The sequence below is a fragment of the Pseudomonas marginalis genome (assembly GCF_900105325.1).
GTDB classification, from domain to species: domain Bacteria; phylum Pseudomonadota; class Gammaproteobacteria; order Pseudomonadales; family Pseudomonadaceae; genus Aquipseudomonas; species Aquipseudomonas marginalis.
Map to the genome: position 1 here is coordinate 926447 of NZ_FNSU01000001.1, position 18183 is coordinate 944629.

The 18183-nt window shown below is 61.7% G+C and carries 17 protein-coding genes and 1 pseudogene; 9 read left to right on the forward strand and 9 right to left on the reverse strand.

The window, feature by feature from the left end:
* Positions 1 to 3: 3 nt before the first annotated feature.
* The 4 genes from BLW22_RS04480 (at position 4) to BLW22_RS04495 (ending at position 3228) form a co-directional block, all read left to right on the forward strand.
* The gene (locus BLW22_RS04480; RefSeq protein ID WP_065928265.1) at positions 4 to 1077 is read left to right on the forward strand and encodes a serine hydrolase domain-containing protein; all 1074 of its coding nucleotides are present in this window, start codon (positions 4 to 6) and stop codon (positions 1075 to 1077) included.
* Positions 1074 to 1388 carry an amidase gene (locus BLW22_RS04485; protein ID WP_065928264.1) on the forward strand — a complete coding sequence of 105 codons (315 nt, stop codon included), beginning with the start codon at positions 1074 to 1076 and terminating at the stop codon, positions 1386 to 1388. Before BLW22_RS04480 ends, BLW22_RS04485 begins: the two co-directional genes overlap by 4 nt.
* Positions 1389 to 1478: 90 nt before the next feature.
* On the forward strand, positions 1479 to 2069 hold the full coding sequence (locus BLW22_RS04490; RefSeq protein ID WP_065947339.1) for a YceI family protein: 591 nt from the start codon (positions 1479 to 1481) through the stop codon (positions 2067 to 2069).
* 1 nt (position 2070) lies between these two features.
* Entirely contained in the window at positions 2071 to 3228 is a 1158-nt protein-coding gene (locus BLW22_RS04495; protein ID WP_074844357.1) for a phospholipase D-like domain-containing protein, read from the forward strand.
* Between the two features lie 83 nt (positions 3229 to 3311).
* On the opposite strand, the gene bglX is transcribed toward BLW22_RS04495, so the two are convergent.
* Positions 3312 to 5603, reverse strand: coding sequence for a beta-glucosidase BglX (gene bglX / locus BLW22_RS04500; protein ID WP_074844359.1), 2292 nt, complete (start codon positions 5601 to 5603; stop codon positions 3312 to 3314).
* A 238-nt stretch (positions 5604 to 5841) separates the two neighbouring features.
* On the opposite strand from bglX, the gene BLW22_RS04505 reads away from it, so the two are divergent.
* The 4 genes from BLW22_RS04505 to BLW22_RS04520 all read left to right on the forward strand — a co-directional run bounded on the left by BLW22_RS04505 (position 5842) and on the right by BLW22_RS04520 (position 9185).
* Positions 5842 to 6453, forward strand: coding sequence for a LemA family protein (locus BLW22_RS04505; RefSeq protein WP_065928260.1), 612 nt, complete (start codon positions 5842 to 5844; stop codon positions 6451 to 6453).
* An 18-nt stretch (positions 6454 to 6471) separates the two neighbouring features.
* Positions 6472 to 7200 carry a TPM domain-containing protein gene (locus tag BLW22_RS35575; protein ID WP_065928259.1) on the forward strand — a complete coding sequence of 243 codons (729 nt, stop codon included), beginning with the start codon at positions 6472 to 6474 and terminating at the stop codon, positions 7198 to 7200.
* A gap of 28 nt (positions 7201 to 7228) precedes the next feature.
* On the forward strand, positions 7229 to 7846 hold the full coding sequence (locus BLW22_RS04515; protein ID WP_027604377.1) for a TPM domain-containing protein: 618 nt from the start codon (positions 7229 to 7231) through the stop codon (positions 7844 to 7846).
* A gap of 121 nt (positions 7847 to 7967) precedes the next feature.
* The gene (locus tag BLW22_RS04520) at positions 7968 to 9185 is read left to right on the forward strand and encodes a class I SAM-dependent methyltransferase (RefSeq protein WP_065928257.1); all 1218 of its coding nucleotides are present in this window, start codon (positions 7968 to 7970) and stop codon (positions 9183 to 9185) included.
* Positions 9186 to 9193: 8 nt separating this feature from the next.
* On the opposite strand, the pseudogene BLW22_RS35205 reads toward BLW22_RS04520, so the two are convergent.
* The 7 genes and pseudogenes from BLW22_RS35205 to BLW22_RS04550 form a co-directional block, all read right to left on the reverse strand.
* Positions 9194 to 9283, reverse strand: a pseudogene (locus BLW22_RS35205) (outer membrane lipoprotein carrier protein LolA); the annotation flags it as partial.
* Positions 9264 to 10178 carry a DMT family transporter gene (locus BLW22_RS04525; protein WP_074844361.1) on the reverse strand — a complete coding sequence of 305 codons (915 nt, stop codon included), beginning with the start codon at positions 10176 to 10178 and terminating at the stop codon, positions 9264 to 9266. The pseudogene BLW22_RS35205 and the gene BLW22_RS04525, both read right to left, overlap by 20 nt.
* 102 nt (positions 10179 to 10280) lie before the next feature.
* Entirely contained in the window at positions 10281 to 12851 is a 2571-nt protein-coding gene (locus BLW22_RS04530; protein WP_074844363.1) for a TonB-dependent receptor, read from the reverse strand.
* 127 nt (positions 12852 to 12978) lie between these two features.
* A complete protein-coding gene (locus tag BLW22_RS04535) occupies positions 12979 to 13947 on the reverse strand; it encodes a FecR family protein (RefSeq protein ID WP_065947344.1) in 969 nt (322 codons plus the stop codon).
* The gene (locus tag BLW22_RS04540; protein ID WP_027604372.1) at positions 13944 to 14483 is read right to left on the reverse strand and encodes an RNA polymerase sigma factor; all 540 of its coding nucleotides are present in this window, start codon (positions 14481 to 14483) and stop codon (positions 13944 to 13946) included. Before BLW22_RS04540 ends, BLW22_RS04535 begins: the two co-directional genes overlap by 4 nt.
* A 137-nt stretch (positions 14484 to 14620) precedes the next feature.
* A complete protein-coding gene (locus BLW22_RS04545) occupies positions 14621 to 15493 on the reverse strand; it encodes a dihydrodipicolinate synthase family protein (protein WP_065928253.1) in 873 nt (290 codons plus the stop codon).
* Positions 15494 to 15521: 28 nt separating this feature from the next.
* Positions 15522 to 16304 (reverse strand): aldolase, encoded by a 783-nt coding sequence (locus BLW22_RS04550; RefSeq protein ID WP_065928252.1) that lies wholly within the window; start codon positions 16302 to 16304, stop codon positions 15522 to 15524.
* 158 nt (positions 16305 to 16462) lie between these two features.
* Here BLW22_RS04550 and BLW22_RS04555 point away from each other — a divergent pair, with 158 nt between their 5' ends.
* Positions 16463 to 16990 (forward strand): helix-turn-helix domain-containing protein, encoded by a 528-nt coding sequence (locus BLW22_RS04555; protein WP_027604369.1) that lies wholly within the window; start codon positions 16463 to 16465, stop codon positions 16988 to 16990.
* Positions 16991 to 17051: 61 nt separating this feature from the next.
* Here BLW22_RS04555 and BLW22_RS04560 read toward each other — a convergent pair whose 3' ends face one another.
* Positions 17052 to 18068 (reverse strand): DUF4917 family protein, encoded by a 1017-nt coding sequence (locus BLW22_RS04560; protein WP_074844366.1) that lies wholly within the window; start codon positions 18066 to 18068, stop codon positions 17052 to 17054.
* Positions 18069 to 18183: the final 115 nt, after the last annotated feature.

The following is an 18183-nucleotide window of genomic DNA, read 5'->3' on the forward strand; positions in this document are numbered from 1 at the left end:
TCCATGGTCAGAGGCCTGCTGTGCGTTTCCCTGCTGTTCGTCACCGTTACCGCCTGCGCTGAAACCTGGCCCGACAAGGAGTGGGCCAAGGGCCCGCCACTCGCAGGGCCCGCCGTCGAAGCCCTTGACGCCTATGCATTCCCGCCCCGTGACGACACTGCCCGCCAAGGCATTCGCACCGACGCGCTGCTGGTGATCCGCGACGGTGTGGTCATCTATGAACGCTACGCCGCACCGACCACGGCCAGCACGCCACACTTGACCTGGTCCATCAGCAAAAGCCTGATGGCCACGGTGCTCGGCGTGGCCTACGGCGAAAACCGTTTCAAACTGACCGACCCCGCAGCACGCTTTTATCCGCCGATGAAACAACACCCCAAGGTGACCATGGCCGACCTGCTGCACTGGGCCTCGGGCCTGGACTGGCAGGAAGACTATGAATACGCGCCGCTGAAGTCCTCGGTGGTGGCGATGCTTTACACCCGTGGTCGCGCCGATATGGCCGAGTTCGCCGCCAGCACTGAGTCCTTCAGCGCACCGGGCCAGGCCTTTCGTTATTCCAGCGGCGACAGCAATATCCTGTCCGCCGCGCTCAAGGGCATGCTCGGGCACAAGGCGTACATGAGTTACCCCTGGGACGCGCTGTTCAAGCCGCTGGGCATTCACAACGCCACCTGGGAAACCGATGCCGACGAAACCTTTGTCGCCTCGTCCTATGCGTTCCTCACCGCGCGTGACCTGGCGCGTGTCGGCCTGCTGATGGCCCGCGACGGGCGCTGGGGGGATCAACAATTGCTGCCCAAGGACTGGGTCGTGTTCAACCGCCAACCCTTCGACAAATACACCGCCGGCCAGGACGAAGCGGTCCCCGGTGGCCAATGGTGGCTCAACCAAGGCGCCCCGAGGCCCTGGCCCGACGCCCCCGCCGATACCTTCGCCGCCCTCGGTCATTGGGGACAGGCGCTGTACGTGATGCCCGACGAACACCTGGTGATCGTGCGCTATGGCGATGACCGCGACGGCAGCTACCGCCACAACGAACTGCTCAAGCGCGTGCTTGCGGCGGTGCAACCATGATGCGTCGTCGGCCGTTTACCAGCCTTTTTCTGGTGCTGTTGCTCGCCCTGTCAGGCTGGGTTTGGCACGAGCGCGTCAACCTGCAAGCCTTCCCCGATATCATCGCGGCGTATACCGCTAAGGAGTACTGCTCGTGCCGCTATGTGGCGAACAATCCGGCCGAGTATTGCCGGGGGTATGTGAAGCAGTACGTGCCCACCAGTGGGTTCAGCGATAACCCGGAACGCAGTGAAGTGACGGCGAGTGGCTTGGGGCGTACGCACAGCGCGCGGTGGTTGGGGGATCGACAGGGCTGTCGTCTGAATCCCTGACACAGCGCCAGCCACCCCGCACATTGGATTTGCGCCGTTCGTGACATTGCGCTTAAGGTTCGTGCAGGTTTTTCGCCCCACGAGTCCTTAATGTTCAACGCGTCTGTTATCAAACCCCTGGCCTTCGCCCTGCTGGCCGCTGCCGTGGTGCCCGCCCATGCTGACTGGTACCTGGACAACGAGTCCTCGCGCCTGTCGTTCGTTACCACCAAAAACACCGAGATCGCTGAAGTCCATCGCTTCCTGGTGCTGCACGGCAAGGTCGACAGCAAGGGCGCGGCGCAATTGGAAGTAGAGCTGGAGTCGGTCAACAGCGGCATCCCGCTGCGCGACGAGCGCATGCGCAACCAGCTGTTCGAGATCAAGACCTTCCCCGAGGCGCTGATCAGCGCACAGATCAACCTGCAACCCATCAATGACCTGGCTCCTGGCGCGCAACTGGAACTGCGCTTGCCCCTGAGCGTCACCCTGCATGGCAAGACCCAGACCTACAGCGCCGAGTTGTTGGCCACGCGCCTGGATGACCGGCGTTTCCAGGTGGTGACCCTGGAACCGGTGGTTTTGCATGCCGAGGATTTCGACCTGGCGCCGGGGGTGGCGATGTTGCGCAAAGCGGCCGGGCTCAAGTCGATCAGTTTGTCGGTGCCGGTGGGTGCGGTGCTGATCTTTACGGCGCGTTGACGTGAGCGGCGCAGTGTTCCCGTGGCGCAGCGCCAACCGTTTCGAGTTGTTGATCGACGGCCCGCAATTTTTTCCGCAGATGCTGGTGGGCATTGCCCGGGCCGAGCGGCAAGTGGAGTTGGAATTGTATCTGGTGGAGGCTGGAGCCTGCGCCGAAGCGATGGTGCAGGCGCTGGTGCTGGCCGCCGAGCGCGGCGTGCGGGTGCGTTGTCTGTTTGATGACTACGGTAGCCTGGCATTTACCCTGGGGCTGCGTAAGCGCCTGACCGACGCCGGTGTGGAGCTGCGTTTCTACAATCGCCTCAGCTGGCGCCGCTGGATGCGCAACCTGTACCGCGACCACCGCAAGCTGTTGCTGATCGATCAGGAAATCGCCGTGGTCGGCGGCACGGGCGTCACCGATGAGTTCTGGACGCCGGGGCAAGACACCGCTGAGTGGCATGAGGTGATGGTGCAGATCCGCGGCCCGCTGGTGCTGGACTGGCAGGCGCTGTTCGAACGGCAATGGCACGCCAATGTCGCGCGCCGGGCGTGGAAGCCCGCCACCCATTTCGGTTTGCCGCGTTTGCCCAAGGTGCCGGCGACGGGGCCAGGCCTGGGCCGAGTGGCCTATGCAGACGCCCGACAGCACCGCGATATCCTGCAATCGCTGATCCGCGCGCTGAACAGCAGCCAGCAACGTATCTGGTTTGCCACGCCGTATTTCCTGCCCACCTGGGGCGTGCGCCGTGCATTGCGTCGGGCCGCAGGGCGTGGGGTGGATGTGCGACTGCTGCTCACCGGCCCGCGCACCGATCACCCGTCCGTGCGCTACGCCGGGCACCGTTATTACCCGCGCTTGCTGCGCGCAGGCGTGCAGATCTTTGAATACCAGCCGTGCTTTTTGCACCTGAAGATGGCGCTGGTGGACGATTGGGTGAGTATCGGCTCGTGCAACTTCGATCACTGGAATCTGCGCTTCAACCTGGAAGCCAACCTGGAAGCGTTGGACCCTGGGCTGACGCAGGCGGTGGCGGCGAGCTTTAGCGCGGATTTTGCCCAGAGCCTGGTGGTCAGCCTGGAAGCGTGGAAGGCGCGGCCGTTGTGGCGACGGGTGAAGCAGCGGGTGTGGGGATGGATTGATCGGTTGGTGGTGAACCTTCTTGACAGAAGGAGCTAGGAACAGCGGCAAGCTGCAAGCTGCAAGTTAAAAGCAGAACTGCTCTTCCTTGCCGCTTGTAGCTTGCAACTTGAAGCTGCCTCCTATAGCAATTCGAACGTCTGCTGCTGTACGTCCTGGGAGTCCAGCCCGATCTGCACATTGAACTCACCCGGTTCGGCGGCGAACTTGAGCTGGGTGTTGTAGAACTTCAAGTCGTCCTCGGTGATGGTGAAGTGCAGCGTGCGCTCTTCGCCAGCCTTGAGCATGACCTTCTGGAAGTTCTTCAGCTCCTTGATCGGACGGATCATCGAACCCGCCACGTCCTGGATATACAACTGCACCACGGTTTCGCCATCGACCTTGCCGGTGTTCTGCACCGTGACGCTGGCGTCGAGCTTGCCGGTCTTGTTCAGGGTGGTGGACGACAGCGCCATGTCCGACAGGCTGAACGTGGTGTAGCTCAGGCCATAGCCAAACGGGAACAGCGGCCCGGTGGTGTCATCGAAGTACTGTGAGGTGTAGTTGCCCGGCTTGCCTGGGGTGAATGGCCGGCCGATGGTCAGGTGGTTGTAGTAGGTCGGAATCTGCCCCACGGAGCGTGGGAAGGTGATCGGCAGCTTGCCCGATGGGTTGTAGTCACCGAACAGCACGTCGGCGATGGCGTTGCCGCCTTCGGTACCGGCGAACCAGGTTTCCAGGATCGCGTCGGCTTGTTGTTTCTCTTCCAGGATCGACAGCGGGCGGCCGTTCATCAGTACCAGCACCAGCGGTTTGCCGGTGGCTTTCAGGGCCTTGATCAGGTCGCGCTGGCTTTGCGGGATATTCAGGTCGGTGCGGCTGGAGGATTCGTGGGACATGCCACGGGATTCACCCACGGCGGCCACCACCACGTCGGCATCCTTGGCGGCCTTGACCGCTTCATCGATCATCACCTGGGCCGGGCGGGTGTCATCCACCACTTCCGGGGCATCGAAGTTGAGGAAGTTGAGGTAGTCGACCACCGCCTTGTCGTTGGTGATGTTGGCGCCACGGGCGTAGATGATCTTGCCTTTTTCGCCGATAACCGCGTTCATGCCGTCAAGCAGCGTGACCGATTGTTCCGGCTTGCCGGCCGCCGCCCAACTGCCCATCATGTCGATCGGCGCCTTGGCCAGTGGGCCCACGAGCGCGATGGTCGCGGACTTTTTCAGCGGCAGGGCGTCGTTCTGGTTCTTCAGCAGCACCAGGCTGCGGCGCGCCACATCACGGGCCTCGGCACGGTGCAGACGGCTTTCGGCGTAAGTGTCGGCCGGGTCATCCTCGGCCTTGCCGATGCGCAGGTACGGGTCTTTGAACAGGCCCATGTCGTACTTGGCGCCGAGCACTTCACGCACGGCGTTGTCGATGTCGCTCTGTTCGATCTCGCCGGACTTGAGCAGCCCCGGCAATTCCTTGCCGTACAACGAGTCGTTCATGCTCATGTCGATGCCGGCCTTGATCGCCAGCTTGGCGGCTTCGCGCCCGTCCTTGGCCACGCCGTGCTTGATCAGCTCGAATATCGCGCCGTGGTCGCTGACGGCCAGGCCCTTGAAGCCCCAGTCCTTGCGCAAGAGGTCGTTCATCAGCCAGGTGTTGGCGGTGGCGGGCACGCCATTGATCGAGTTCAGCGCCACCATCACGCCGCCGGAACCGGCCTTGATCGCCGCGTGGTACGGCGGCAGGTAGTCCTGGTACATCTTGACCGGGCTCATGTCGACCACGTTGTAGTCACGCCCGCCTTCCACTGCGCCGTAGAGGGCGAAGTGCTTGACGCTGGCCATGATGCTGTCGGCATTCGCGGGGCTGGCGCCCTGGAAGGCCTTGACCATCACCTCGGCAATGCGCGAGACCAGATAGGTGTCTTCACCGAAACCTTCGGACGTGCGACCCCAGCGCGGGTCGCGGGAGATATCGACCATCGGTGCAAAGGTGATGTCGAGGCTGTCGGCGGCGGCTTCGTGGGCGGCGATGCGTCCGGAGCGGCCGATGGCGTCCATGTCCCAGCTGGAGGCCAGGGCCAGGCTGATCGGGAAGATCGTGCGGTGGCCGTGGATCACGTCATAGGCGAAGAACATCGGGATCTTCAAGCGGCTGCGCATGGCCGCGTCCTGCATCGGACGGTTTTCCGGGCGGGTGATGGAATTGAACGTGCCACCGATGCGGCCAGCGGCGATTTCCTTGCGGATCAGCTCACGGGGCATTTCCGGGCCGATGCTGATCAGGCGCAACTGGCCGATCTTTTCGTCCAGGGTCATCTGCTTGAGCAGGTCGCTGACGAAAGCGTCCTTGTCCTTAAGCGCAGCAGGCTTTGTTTCTGCCCAGACGGGGTGGGTGGCCAGCGTGGCAACAAGGCCGAGCAAACACAGCTTCTTCATGAATATCCTTTTTCGGCTCACTGCACAGCGCTTGGGCTGATCGGCCAAAATGTGGGGAGCGTCTATTGTTGTTCGGGTGTTGTTCAGATAAATGCAGCACACTCTGAACTCTTTATCGCGCTGGGCATCTTTGTAGCTGATTGGCTCGATGCATTCCAGTGGTGGCGGATTATGCCCCAAGCGTGTGGTTTTTAGGGTTAGTCGTCATATTCCATCCAGTTTGGGCAGGAGAAACACCATGCAAGCAGCACAACATTCCCGCTGGGGCCTCAAGGCCGCGGCTTTGCTATTGATCAGCACAGTATTGAGCGGCTGCGGCATCAATAACATCCCGACCCTGGACGAACAGGCCAAGGCGGCCTGGGGCCAGGTGCAGAACCAGTACCAGCGCCGCGCCGACCTGATCCCCAACCTGGTGGAAGTGGTCAAGGGTTACGCCGCCCATGAGCAAGACACCCTGACCGCCGTGATCGAGGCGCGTGCCAAGGCCACCTCGATCCAGGTGGATGCCAGCACCCTGGACAACCCGGAAAAACTCAAGCAGTTCCAGCAGGCCCAAGACGGTTTGAGCGGTGCCCTCAGCCGCTTGATGGTGGTGTCCGAGCGCTACCCGGACCTGAAGGCCAACCAGAACTTCCTGGCCCTGCAATCCCAGCTCGAGGGCACCGAAAATCGCATCGCCGTGGCCCGTCGTGATTTCATCCAGGCCGTGCAGGCGTACAACACCGAGATCCGCACCTTCCCTGGTCGCCTGTGGCACAGCGTGATGTACAGCGACCTGCCGATCCGCGCCACCTTTGAAGCCACCAGTGCCGATGCCGATAAAGCGCCGCAAGTGAAGTTCAAATAAGGCTGCACTGAGGTGTCGATGCGTTTATTACGGATAGGCCTGGCGCTATGGATGCTGGCCTGCGTGGGTGTGGCCCAGGCGGCGCTGACGTTCCCGGCGTTGAGCGGACGGGTGGTGGACACCGCCCAGATGATCGACCCGGCCACGCGCGAGCACATCACCCAGCAGTTGCAGGCGCTGGAGCAGAGCCGTGGCGACCAGATCGTGGTGGTCACGGTGCCCGACCTGCAGGGCGTGCCCATCGAGGACTACGGTTACCAGCTGGGTCGCCAGTGGGGCATCGGCCAGAAGGGCAAGGACAACGGCGCGTTGCTGATCGTCGCCCGTGACGAGCGCACGTTGCGCATCGAAGTCGGCTATGGCCTTGAAGGCGTGCTCACCGATGCGCAGTCCTGGGTGATCATCAACCAGGTGATTGCCCCCAAGTTCAAGGCCGGCAATTTCAGCCAGGGCATCAGCGACGGCGTGGCGGCGATGGTGCAGGTGGTCGGCGGTGAACCGCTGGCGGTGCCGGCGCATGTGGCGGATGCCAACTTTGCCAAGGATAATCCCGGCTTTTCCATCGGCCTGTTCATCCTGCTGATCGGCGTGTTGTGGCTGTGCAATCGCATGGGCCTGCCGGTGGGCGCGATCCTTTTGGCGATCCTCAGCAGCAGTGGACGCGGCGGCGGTGGCGGGGGAGGTGGCGGCGGTTTCCGAGGCGGCGGTGGTGGCTTCGGCGGCGGCGGCGCGTCGGGCGGCTGGTAATGACAATAACTAGAGAGCAACTACAACCATGGCATTACTGACTGAACACGAGCAGCGCCAAGTCGCCGAAGCGATTGCCCGGGTCGAAAAAACCACCGACGCCGAACTGGTCACCGTGCTGGCGGCCCGCGCCGACGATTACGCCTACATCCCCCTGCTGTGGGCCAGCCTGATCGCCTTGGTGGTACCGGGCGTGGTGCATTACCTGTCGGGCTACCTGACCATGTACACCTTGCTGTTGGCGCAGTGGGCGACGTTCATCGTGTTGTGCCTGCTGTTTCGCCTGCCCAAGGTGACCACCCGCCTGATCCCGCGCTCGGTACGCCATTGGCGCGCCTCCAACCTCGCGCGCCGGCAGTTCCTGGAGCAGAACCTGCACCACACCCTGGGCAGTACCGGGGTGCTGATTTTTGTCAGCGAAGCGGAGCGTTATGTGGAAATCCTGGTGGACGAAGGTATCTCCAAGCGCCTGGATAACAGCAGTTGGGATGCCATCGTCAAGGCGTTTACGCAGCAGGTGAAACAGGGGCAGACGCTGGCTGGGTTTATTGCCTGTATCGAGGCGTGTGGCGAGTTGTTGAAGGTGCATGTACCGGTGACACACGCCCGGAATGAACTGCCAAATCGCCTGGTCGTACTCGAATAGAACATCCAGCACCGGAGATCAAATGTGGGAGGGGGCAGTACCGTTGATCAAATAACCCCGTGCCCTGAACCCCCATCCCCCCTAAAATGCCCGGCATTCCCTGCCCGAGGCGTTTTTGTTCATGTCCGTTACCGCTCAACCTGCCAGCCCCGCGCCGGATCATCACGCCCAGTTCATCGAACTGTTGAGCACAAGCCTTGCGCAGAACGCCTTTATCAAGCTGGTGCTGGCCAAATACGTCGGCGACGAAGCCGAGTTGCAGCGGCTGATCATCAAGGCGGTGACCGTCAAGGAGCAGCCGTGCCTGTCCTTCGTCTACCGCTACAAGACCCGCGACATCACCAAGAACTTGGCGCTGGCCGACGGCGTGGCGGCGATTGCCGCGTTGCTGCCGGGCTCGTTCAAGAACGCGCACCTGCTGTCGCTGACCGACGAAGCCCAATTGGAATACAGCAAGAAGAACAAAAGCTCGCTGTTCAGGAGCAAGACTCAGCAACTGCGCGAGGCGCCATCGGCTGAGCATAACCGTGAGAAGCATCGCTTCCTCGACCTGAGCCGGCCATTCCTCGCCGACCTGGGCGTGACCGACGCCAAGCAGGCGCTGATCCCGTCGATGTCGCGCAAGTGGAAGCAGATCAACAAATTCATCGAAGTGTTCAGCCATGCGCTGACCTCCTCACCGCTGAGGCTGGACCAACCGGTGCGCGTCGCCGATTTCGGTTCGGGCAAGGGCTACCTCACGTTTGCGATCCACGACTACCTGCGCAACACCCTCAAGGCCGAAGGCGAAGTCACCGGCGTCGAGTTGCGCGAAGACATGGTGACCCTGTGCAACACCGCCGCGGCCCGACTGGAGCACCCCGGGCTGGTGTTCAAATGTGGTGATGTGCGCAGCGTGGCGCCCAGCGAACTGGACGTGATGATCGCCCTGCATGCCTGTGACGTCGCCACCGATTACGCGATCCACACCGGCATTCGTTCCGGCGCATCGATCATCATGTGCTCGCCGTGCTGCCATAAGCAGATTCGCCTGCAGATCCAGAGCCCGGCGCTGCTCAAGCCGATGCTGCAATATGGCCTGCACCTGGGCCAGCAGGCGGAAATGGTCACCGACAGCTTGCGTGCGTTGTTCCTCGAAGCCTGCGGCTACGAGACCAAGGTGTTCGAGTTCATCTCCCTGGAGCACACCAACAAGAACAAGATGATCCTGGCGGTCAAGCGTGCGGAGCCGGTGGACAACGCGCAGTTGCTGGAGAGAATCCAGGAGTTGAAGGCGTTCTATCACATCTGCGAACACTGCTTGGAAACCCTGCTGCGCGCGGATGGCTACCTGATCTGACCGCCGCCCACTGTAGGAGCGAGCTTGCTCGCGAAAAGCCTGAGAGCACCGCAGGCTTTCAGGTTTCCCGCGTTATCGTTAGCGACCTTCGCGAGCAAGCTCGCTCCTACAGGGAGCTGGTGCCGGCTGCACCGCGGTCTTGCGCCCGAGCATCACCGTGACGATGACCCCACAGGCAAACACCCAGGTAATCGGCTCGATATGTTCACCAAAGAACAGCGCCGAAAACGCGATGGTGAAGAAGATCTGCAACAGCTGAGTCTGGCTGACCCGCGCAATGCCGCCCATGGCCAACCCCGCGTACCAGGCGAAGAAGCCCAGGAACTGCGAGAACAGCGACACATAACCAAAGGCCCACCAGGCGCGCATCGAGACCGCGCCTTGGTGCTGCGCCGCCAGGTACCACACCGGGCCGATCAACACCGGCGTGGACAGCACCAGCGCCCAGCAGATCACCTGCCAGCCGCCCATCTCCTTGGCCAACCGGCCGCCTTCGGCATAGCCCAGGCCACCCACGGCTATCGCGCCGAGCATCAATAAATCGCCGGCCTGGATACTGCCGGCGCCGGTGATCAATGCATAACTCAACACCAACCCGCTGCCGAGCGCCGCGCAGGCCCAGAAGGCTTTGGACGGCCGCTCATGGGACAGCCACGCCGCATACAGCGCCACGCACAGCGGTTGCAGGCCATTGACCAGTGCGCCATGGGAGGCCGGCAAGGTTTGCATGGCCCACGCCGACAGCACCGGGAAGCCCAGAATCACCCCCGCAATGACCAGGCACAAACCCCGTACCTGGCGCCAGGTCGGCCAGCGCTCGCGGCGCCACAGCAACAGCGCCGCCGCCGGGACCGCCGCGAACAAGGCACGGCCCAGGCCGTTGAGCAACGGGTGGATCTCCTGCACCACGATACGGGTGAAGGGCAGGGTCAGGCTGAAGATGATGACACCCAGCAGGCCGAGGGCCATGCCGGTGTTTTCGCGCGAGCTCATGGGCGGGATCCGAAATCCAGAGGGCTTCAAGGGAAGCCCATCTAGCCACAACCCCCGCCGATTGAGGGCCTACAGCTGGGTGCGGATTTATCCGTACAGTTTTCAGAAGAAGCGCGTGATGCTGATCTTGGCGTTGCGGCCTTCGCTGTAGACACCTTCCCCGCTGAGCGCCGGCTGGTAGCTGCGGTTGAACAGGTTGTCGACAGTGAAGTTGACCTCGGTGCCCTTTAGGCCGGCCTGCTGCGGTTTCCAGTTGGCGAACAGGCCTTGGGTGTCATAGCTGGCGTTCTCAGTCTGGTCGTAGATAAAGTCACCAATGGTCGAATTCAAGCCGCCAGCGTAGATGTCTGTAGGCACGCGGTCGGTCTTGCGCACGAACTGGCCCTGCCAGCCCACCTGTGCATCCCAGCTCGGGATCTTGGTGCCCAGCACCACCACCCATTTGGCCGGTGGAATGTCCCGCGCCCACACGTGTCGGTCGGTTGCCCACGGGTTGGTATAGGGGTTATCGCGTTTGCCCGTAGCCCAGGAGTAAGTCAGGGAGCCGAACACGTACGTTGAGTCGTAGTAGCTTTCCAGCTCCACGCCCTTGATGGTCATGCCGCCCACATTGCGATAGTTGGTCCTGGAGGCCGTGTCGTTGCACACCGTATCGATATTGCCCGGCACCGTCATTTGCCGTTCACAGCCGATGCCGGTGGCCTTCATGATCTCGTCTTCGATGCGGTTGTGAAACAGCGTGGTGCGCAACTGCAGGTCATCGCCGTGGGTTAAGACGCCGGAGAAGTGAGTCACGTTGCCCGCCGTAATCGCAGTGATGCGCTCTGGGTCGAGGTTGAGGCTTGTGGCGCTGCGGGTGCTGGCGGCGCCCTGGACTTCGTACTGTTCATCGATGACCGGCGCACGCCATGTGCGATTCCAGCTGGCGAAGAAGGCCACATCCGGGGTCAGGTTCCAGAACGCGGCCAGGCGCGGCGACCAGCCGGTGTAGGTGCGGTCGCTGTAGTCATGGCCGACGCTCGGGTCCGGGTTGCTGTAGTACGGCGCATCGTTGGCTTCGCCGCGATTGCGCACGTGGTCATAGCGCAGGGACGGGGTGATGGTCAGATCGCCGAGGGTCACGGCGTCCTGGAGGTAAAACGAGTGGGTATCGGCCTTGCCGTGGGGCATGAAATACGGCTGGAAATGCCCGTAGTTGTATCTTGCGGTGTTGTAGGTAGCGCCCGGCATCCAGCTTTCGGTTTCTCGATTGTGCTTGCGAATCTGCACGCCGGCGGTCACCGCATGTTCCAGTGGGCCGGTGGTCAGCAGACTGATATTACGCAGTTCAAGGAGGCGATCGGAGTATGAAGTTTCCATCTTGCGCCCACCGGTGCTCAGGCCAATGACTGCGTTTTCGCCCCGCTCGTCGGTCTGGTCGGTCTTGGACGCCGAGTAGCTAAGCTTCAGGTCAATCAGCGGGTTGTCCAGCGGCTGGTATTCGTACTTGCCCGACCAGGTGGTGTCCACCGTTTCGCGGTCGGCCAGAAAACGTTTCAGTGCGCCTTCGTAGCCATATCGGTTGATGGCCGATTGGTTCGGCGGCGACGGGTAGGATTTCGCTGAGAAGGGCGCCATGCGCTCACTTTTTGCACTGGAGTAGGACAGGCCCATGCTGTGCTCATCCGTAAAATACGCGTTGAATTTGAACAGCTTGCCTTCTACGTCCTGGGCACTGTTGGGCAGGCGCTTGGGGTTGATCGGGTATTCATTGCGCGGGTCGGGCGGTGTGCCGGCGAGCTTCAAGTCGCCGCCGTCGCGCTGTGTGAGGTAGATCAGGCCATTCATGCGACCGTCGTTGGTGCGGCCATACACGGCGCCGCTGTACACCTGTTCATGGGTGTTGCTGGAGTAACCGTATTTGGTCATGGCCCCGGTGTTACGCCCGTCCTTGAGCAGGTCGGGCGCATCCTTGGTGACCATGTTGACCGTGCCACCGAAACCGCCGTTGCCGGTGAAGGGCGAGTAAGGACCTTTCTCCACCTCAATGCTTTTGATCAGTTCAGGCTCGATGAAAACCGTGCCTTGCTGGTAGCGCTCAAAGCCACTTTTGGTCGCGCCATCCACGGTCATCGGCACATCTTCGGCGTCGCCCATGCCGCGAATATTCATGGTCTGCCCCCCCGGCTTGGGAGAGCCGCCCATGAATACCCCCGGCAGCGTCTGCAGCAGCGAAGGAATGTTGTCGGGCTGGTAGCGATCAATATCCGCCTGGCTCAGGGTGGAGCGGCCGACGGTGCTGGAGTCGACCTGATTGCCGGTGCCGATCACGCTCAGGGCGTCCAGCTGGATCGCGCCGCTCTGGGTGGTCTTGGCCTCTTCGGGCTTTACCACGTACGTGCTGCCGACCTTGATCAGGGTGAACGCGCCGTTTTTCAGCAGGCTGCGAATCGCAACTTCCGGTGTGAAGTCACCGTTGAGTGCAGGTGCCTGCACGTTCTTGAGCAGCTCCTCATCGAACAACAGCTGGATCTTCGCCTGCTGCGCTACTTGGCTCAGGGACGTGGCCAGCGCCTGGGCGGGCAGTTGCAAGGTGAATGACTCGGCCTGGGCGCTGAGGCTGAACGTCAGGCAGGTGGCGATGAGGGTCGGTCGAAGATACAGGTGCGAAGCGTGGCAAGGCGCGCGAAACATGGAATCCCCCGGAGCGGCCAAATGGCCAAAAAGGTGTGCTGATCAGATGCAGACCGGAGGAAGACGGGGCAGGCAAAAAAATCCACACCTGCGAATGCAAAATATTCTCAAATAAGATTTTCGCAGGTTATTTGCTCGGTTCAATCCGCACGATGCCATCGGCCGAGACCACGGTTTTCACCGGCAACAGGGCGGGCAGGGCGTTGAGCAGGGCATCCGGATCATTCACGTCCAGATTGCCCGAGACTTTCAGGTGCGCCACCGCGTTGCTGACCTGCAACGGTGCCTGCGGGCGATACAGGCCCAGTTCATCGATCAGGCTGGCCAGTTCACGGTTGCGGAATGACAAGTGCCCGCTGCGCCAATCGGCCACTTCTTCGGCCGTGAGGGTTTGCTGTTGCAAGGTGCCCTTGGCGTAGCTGTAGATGGCGCGTTGCTGGGCGCCGAGCAGGGAAACGGGGCTTTTGGCGGATGGCTCGAAAGCGACCTGGCCGTGGGCGACGCTGACCACCAGTTGCTGCTGGCTGCGGCGCACATCGAAGCCGGTGCCGACCACCCGCACATTTGCTTCGCCGGCTTGAACGAACAACGGCCGCTCTTTGTCGGCCGCCACTTCGATATACACCTGGCCCTTGTCCAGGTGCACGATGCGCTGGTGGGCGCTGAAGTCCACGCGCAGGCGGGTGTTGGCATTCACCGACAGGGTGCTGCCATCGGGCAGGTTCAGGGTGCGCACGCCCTTGGCATGGGCCGCCACCTGGCTGTGATACAACTCGCGGGGCGCACCGATGTGGGGGGCCAATACGGCGCATAGCACGGCGGCGGCTACGGCCAGGGCCGGGCGCAATACCGATGCTTTGCGCTTGGGCAGCGCCACGGGGTTGTTCAGTTGCTGCAACTGGGCCAGGTCGGCCCACAGTTGCTCGAATTCGGCATAGGCGCGGGCATGGGCGGGCGTGGCCTGCCAGGCGGCAAAGGCCTTGCGGTCGGCACGGCCTGTGTCGTTACGGTTGCGCGCAAACCAACTGGCGGCTTGGGCATCGATGGCGTCACTGGCTTCGATATCCAGGCCGTCGGTGTCGCTCAGGCGGTTCATTCTGGCTGCTCCGTGCCGGGGTCGTTTTGAAGGCGTCGCTTGCAATGCAGCAGGGCAAAAGCGATGTGCTTTTCCACCATGCTCGTCGAAATACCCATGCGCTCGGCGATCTGCGCCTGGCTCAGGCCTTCGAAGCGGTGCAGCATAAGGGCTTCTCGCCGGCGGGGCGAGAGTTCGGCGAGGACTTCTTTCAACTGTTCCAGGCGTTGCAAGCGCTGGGCGGCGGCCATGGGGTCGTTTTGCTCGTCGGTGATCGGTTCCGCGTCCCTGTCGGCCTGATCTGGGTGGACGGTCTGCCGTACCTTCTGTTTGCGCCAGTGATCACGCAGCAGGTTGCGTGCCATCTGGAACAAAAATGCCCGTGGCTGTTCGACCTTGGCCCGGTCGCGGTAGTCCAGCCACTGGGTAAAGACGTCCTGGGTCATGTCCGCCGCGTCGCTGGCGTTGTCCGTGCGTCTGCGCAGGAAATACAGAATATCTGCATAGAACCCGCGAAAGGCATCGGCCGACACCGGGTCGGGCTTGGGACGAGACATGGATATCCTTCTTGACGAAGCACGACGTGGAAAAGTCGCGAATGATATCGAGAACTATTGTCATTTGTCTCTATTTTAGACGGGCCCGGATTAAAATATAGGGAGGAGGCAAACCCCTCCCACATAAGGTCGCAGTTTTACCGCAGCAAGGTCTTCAGTTGTTCGATCCCTGCTTCACCCAATGGAAACACCGGCAAGCGAGGCTCGCCCGCCTCCAACCCGGTCAGGCGCAGCCCGGCCTTGATCGTCGCCGGCAACCCGCCCTTGAGGATGAACTCCAGCAACGGCAACTGCTGATAAAACAGCTCGCGCGCCTTGTCCAGGTCATTGGCCAGTACTGCCGCATACAATGCCAGGTTCAGGTGCGGGATCAGGTTGGGCGCCGCCGTGCACCAACCCTTGGCTCCGGCCGCAAAGGCTTCCAGGGCCAGCGGGTTGCAGCCGTTGTAGAACGGCACGTCGCTGTGGCGCCGCAGTTGATGCATGCGTTGAACGTCCCCGGTGCTCTCCTTGACCATCGTCACATTTGCCACCTGCTTGACGATACGCAGGATCAGATCCACCGACATGTCCGTACCGCTGGTGGCCGGGTTGTTGTAGAGCATGATCGGCACGCCGATGCTGTCGCCGATCGCGGCGTAGTGGGCGAGGATTTCCGCCTCGCTGAGCTTCCAATACGAGGCCGGCAGCACCATCACCACATCCGCGCCATTGGCTTCGGCGTAGCGGGCGCGGCGCACGGCCTTGGCGGTGGTCAGGTCGGAGACGCTGACCACCGTGGGCACGCGCCGGGCGATTTTTGCCAGGCTGTAGGCGCTGACTTCGTCCCACTCGGCATCGCTCAAATACGCACCTTCACCGGTGCTGCCCAGGGGCGCGATGGCGTGCACGCCGCTGTCGATCAAACGGTCGATGGAACGACCGAGGGCGTCGAGGTCGATGCGCTGGCCGTCAGCGCTGAACGGGGTGATGGTGTAGCCGATGATGCCGTGAATAGTTGGGCTGGACATGGAAAGTCTCCGGTAGAAAAAGGGCGGGTCAGTTCAGGCAATCGGCGTGCTGGCGCAGGTTCTGCCGCACGTAGTAATTGAACGCGGCGCCGTGGCGCTTGGGGCGGGAAATCCAGGCATGGGCTTCGCGCCCCAGTTGCGGCAGGATCGGCTTGATCGCACCGGCTGCCATGGCGAGCAACTGCAACTTGGCCGCGCGTTCGATCAACTGCGCGATCACGCAGGCTTCCTCGACACTCGCCCCGGTCGACAACTGGCCGTGGTGCGACAGCAGGATCGCGCGCTTGTCGCCCAGGGCCTCGGTGATGATTTCCCCCTCTTCATTGCCCACCGGCACACCCGGCCAGGCCTCCAGGAACGCGCAGTCTTCGTACAACGGGCAAAGGTCCATGTGGGACACCTGCAACGGCACTTCCAACATCGACAGCGCAGCGATATGGGTCGGGTGCGTATGAATAATGCAATTCACATCCGCTCGCCCGCGGTACACCCAGCTGTGAAAGCGGTTGGCCGGGTTGGGGATGCCGTGACCTTCCAGCACCTCAAGATCCTCGTTGACCAGCAACAGGTTGCTGGCCGTGATTTCATCAAAACCCAGGCCCAGTTGCTGGGTGTAGTAGGTGCCCTGTTCAGGCCCGCGCGCGGTGATCTGGCCGGCGAGGCCGGAGTCGTGGCCGTGTTCGAACAGGATTCGGCAAGTGAGCGCCAGCTTTTGCCGGACGGTCCACGTATTATCCGCCAGGGTGTTTTGCATCTGGACCAGCGCTTGCTTGACCAGTTGGTCTTTGGGGAGTGCTAATGTCTTGGCCATATCGGTGTCCTTTGGGTGGTTCAATGGACGTCGGATTTGCTGGTCTCCCTCTGCTCGCAAGGTCGTTGGGTGAGGCAAATGACACTAATGATGCTATATGACACAAAGTGTCATTGGCAAGCGCAGCTTATCGCTTCTGCATGGATTAACCGCAGCACATGTCTATCCGTTTGAAATTATTGAGGAAAAAACTTGGCGTAACCTTGGAGGCCCTGGCTGAAAAATCCGGGATGACCAAGAGTTACCTGTCCAAGGTCGAGCGCGGGCTCAACACGCCGTCGATTGCCGCTGCGTTGAAACTGGCCAAGGCGTTGAACGTGAAGGTCGAAGAGCTGTTCAGCGAAGACCGCGTCAGCCTCGACAGCTACAGCCTGGTGCGCAGCCATGAGCGGCCCGACACCGCGCCGGGTTACGCAGTACTGGCCCATCAGGTCAGTGAGCGCAGCTTGTTGCCGTTCATCATCTACCCGCCGGCGCAATTCTCCGACAAAACCTTCAAGGAGCACCTTGGAGAGGAGTTCTTGTTCGTGCATGAAGGGGCGGTAGAAGTGGATTTCATGAACGAGCGGGTGATTCTGGAGCGCGGCGATGCGCTGCATTTCAATGCCCAGAAGCCGCATCGGCTGCGTTCGGTAGGGCCTGTGCAGGCGCAGCTATTGGTGGTTGTACACAGCTCGCAAGAATGACCGCGCTGACGGTTTGAAATGCGATCGGTATGGGCGGGAACAAGTCCCTCCCACCGGTGGCTCAACGTTCGACAGGTACCGACAGGGCCGGATCACCCAACGGATGCGTGCGCGCGGCAAAAAACTTCAACTGCGCGCCACTGCCATCAAACAACTGCGAATACCGCCGCTTCTGCTGGCGAATAAACCCGTCGCTGCGGCCCGATACCGAGATCGCCAGGGTCGCGGGGCGGGCCTGGCGAATTGCATCCACCACGTGTTGGTCCTGCGGCCCCAGGTCATGGCCAAAGATGCACAGCGCGCCCTCGTGGCTCAGCAACTGTTCATAGCAGAACGACAGGTAATCCGAGCTGCGGATGGTCTTGAGCTTCTCTTGCACCGTGCCTTCGTTGATAAACAGCGGCACATCGTCCAGGGTCTTGATCGTGTTGTTGATCGCAAAGCTGCTGAGCAAGGTGCTGTCGGTGCTCGGCAATTTGCGTGCGGTGCCGTCAAGGTTGCGCACCAGGTGCAGGCCGCCGTGCAGGTAGAGGATGCGCGTGGTATCGGTGTGGGTGTTGCGCAGGTCGAAGCTCGAGTCGGCGCTGCGGAACAGGTCGTCGATGCCCGGCGTGTGCAGGATCGCCCAATAGTTGAGCAGGTCGTAATTGGTGGTGAACACGCTGGTGTAGTTCGCCAGTTCGCGGTTGATCGTCGCCAGCGTCGACGGCTGCACCAGCCGCCACGGAATGTGCACGGCGTGGATGGTATTGATCAGCGCTTCCTTGATCGCGTAGTAGCGATTACGCGGTGCCGCCGAGCTGACCGCCAGGGCCTTGTTGACTCGGCTGGTGGTTTTCAATGCCCCCAGGGTCTGCTCGAAGCTGCGGGTCTGCAGGGCGTCGAACACGCTGAGCTCGGATGGGCCGAGGGGTTTTTCTTCGACGGTGCGTGCGTTTTCGAACAGCGAGTCGTAGGCAAAGTCTTCCCAAATCGTGCGGCTCGCGCCATTGCCGATCAGAATCCCACTGAAGACGGTGCTGCTGCGCAGGGTGCTCCAGTCTTCAAGGTGGGCGTCAATATCCTGGAAATCCTTCATTGCTGTGGGTCTACTCGAAATCGGCTGGATGGCGACTTTATCACGAGCCGGCGTTGATCCTGGTCAAGATGCCGCAGGCAAGTGAGGTTGATGCTGTAGGCATACACGTCATCCG

Excerpts from the sequence above, each read along its gene's own strand:
- BLW22_RS04480 (WP_065928265.1), top strand. The coding sequence starts at position 4 with ATGGTCAGAGGCCTGCTGTGCGTTTCCCTGCTGTTCGTCACCGTTACC.
- BLW22_RS04485 (WP_065928264.1), top strand. The coding sequence starts at position 1,074 with ATGATGCGTCGTCGGCCGTTTACCAGCCTTTTTCTGGTGCTGTTGCTC.
- BLW22_RS04490 (WP_065947339.1), top strand. The coding sequence starts at position 1,479 with ATGTTCAACGCGTCTGTTATCAAACCCCTGGCCTTCGCCCTGCTGGCC.
- bglX (WP_074844359.1), bottom strand. The coding sequence starts at position 5,603 with ATGAAGAAGCTGTGTTTGCTCGGCCTTGTTGCCACGCTGGCCACCCAC.
- BLW22_RS04505 (WP_065928260.1), top strand. The coding sequence starts at position 5,842 with ATGCAAGCAGCACAACATTCCCGCTGGGGCCTCAAGGCCGCGGCTTTG.
- BLW22_RS35575 (WP_065928259.1), top strand. The coding sequence starts at position 6,472 with ATGCGTTTATTACGGATAGGCCTGGCGCTATGGATGCTGGCCTGCGTG.
- BLW22_RS04515 (WP_027604377.1), top strand. The coding sequence starts at position 7,229 with ATGGCATTACTGACTGAACACGAGCAGCGCCAAGTCGCCGAAGCGATT.
- BLW22_RS04520 (WP_065928257.1), top strand. The coding sequence starts at position 7,968 with ATGTCCGTTACCGCTCAACCTGCCAGCCCCGCGCCGGATCATCACGCC.
- BLW22_RS04525 (WP_074844361.1), bottom strand. The coding sequence starts at position 10,178 with ATGAGCTCGCGCGAAAACACCGGCATGGCCCTCGGCCTGCTGGGTGTC.
- BLW22_RS04530 (WP_074844363.1), bottom strand. The coding sequence starts at position 12,851 with ATGTTTCGCGCGCCTTGCCACGCTTCGCACCTGTATCTTCGACCGACC.
- BLW22_RS04535 (WP_065947344.1), bottom strand. The coding sequence starts at position 13,947 with ATGAACCGCCTGAGCGACACCGACGGCCTGGATATCGAAGCCAGTGAC.
- BLW22_RS04540 (WP_027604372.1), bottom strand. The coding sequence starts at position 14,483 with ATGTCTCGTCCCAAGCCCGACCCGGTGTCGGCCGATGCCTTTCGCGGG.
- BLW22_RS04545 (WP_065928253.1), bottom strand. The coding sequence starts at position 15,493 with ATGTCCAGCCCAACTATTCACGGCATCATCGGCTACACCATCACCCCG.
- BLW22_RS04550 (WP_065928252.1), bottom strand. The coding sequence starts at position 16,304 with ATGGCCAAGACATTAGCACTCCCCAAAGACCAACTGGTCAAGCAAGCG.
- BLW22_RS04555 (WP_027604369.1), top strand. The coding sequence starts at position 16,463 with ATGTCTATCCGTTTGAAATTATTGAGGAAAAAACTTGGCGTAACCTTG.
- BLW22_RS04560 (WP_074844366.1), bottom strand. The coding sequence starts at position 18,068 with ATGAAGGATTTCCAGGATATTGACGCCCACCTTGAAGACTGGAGCACC.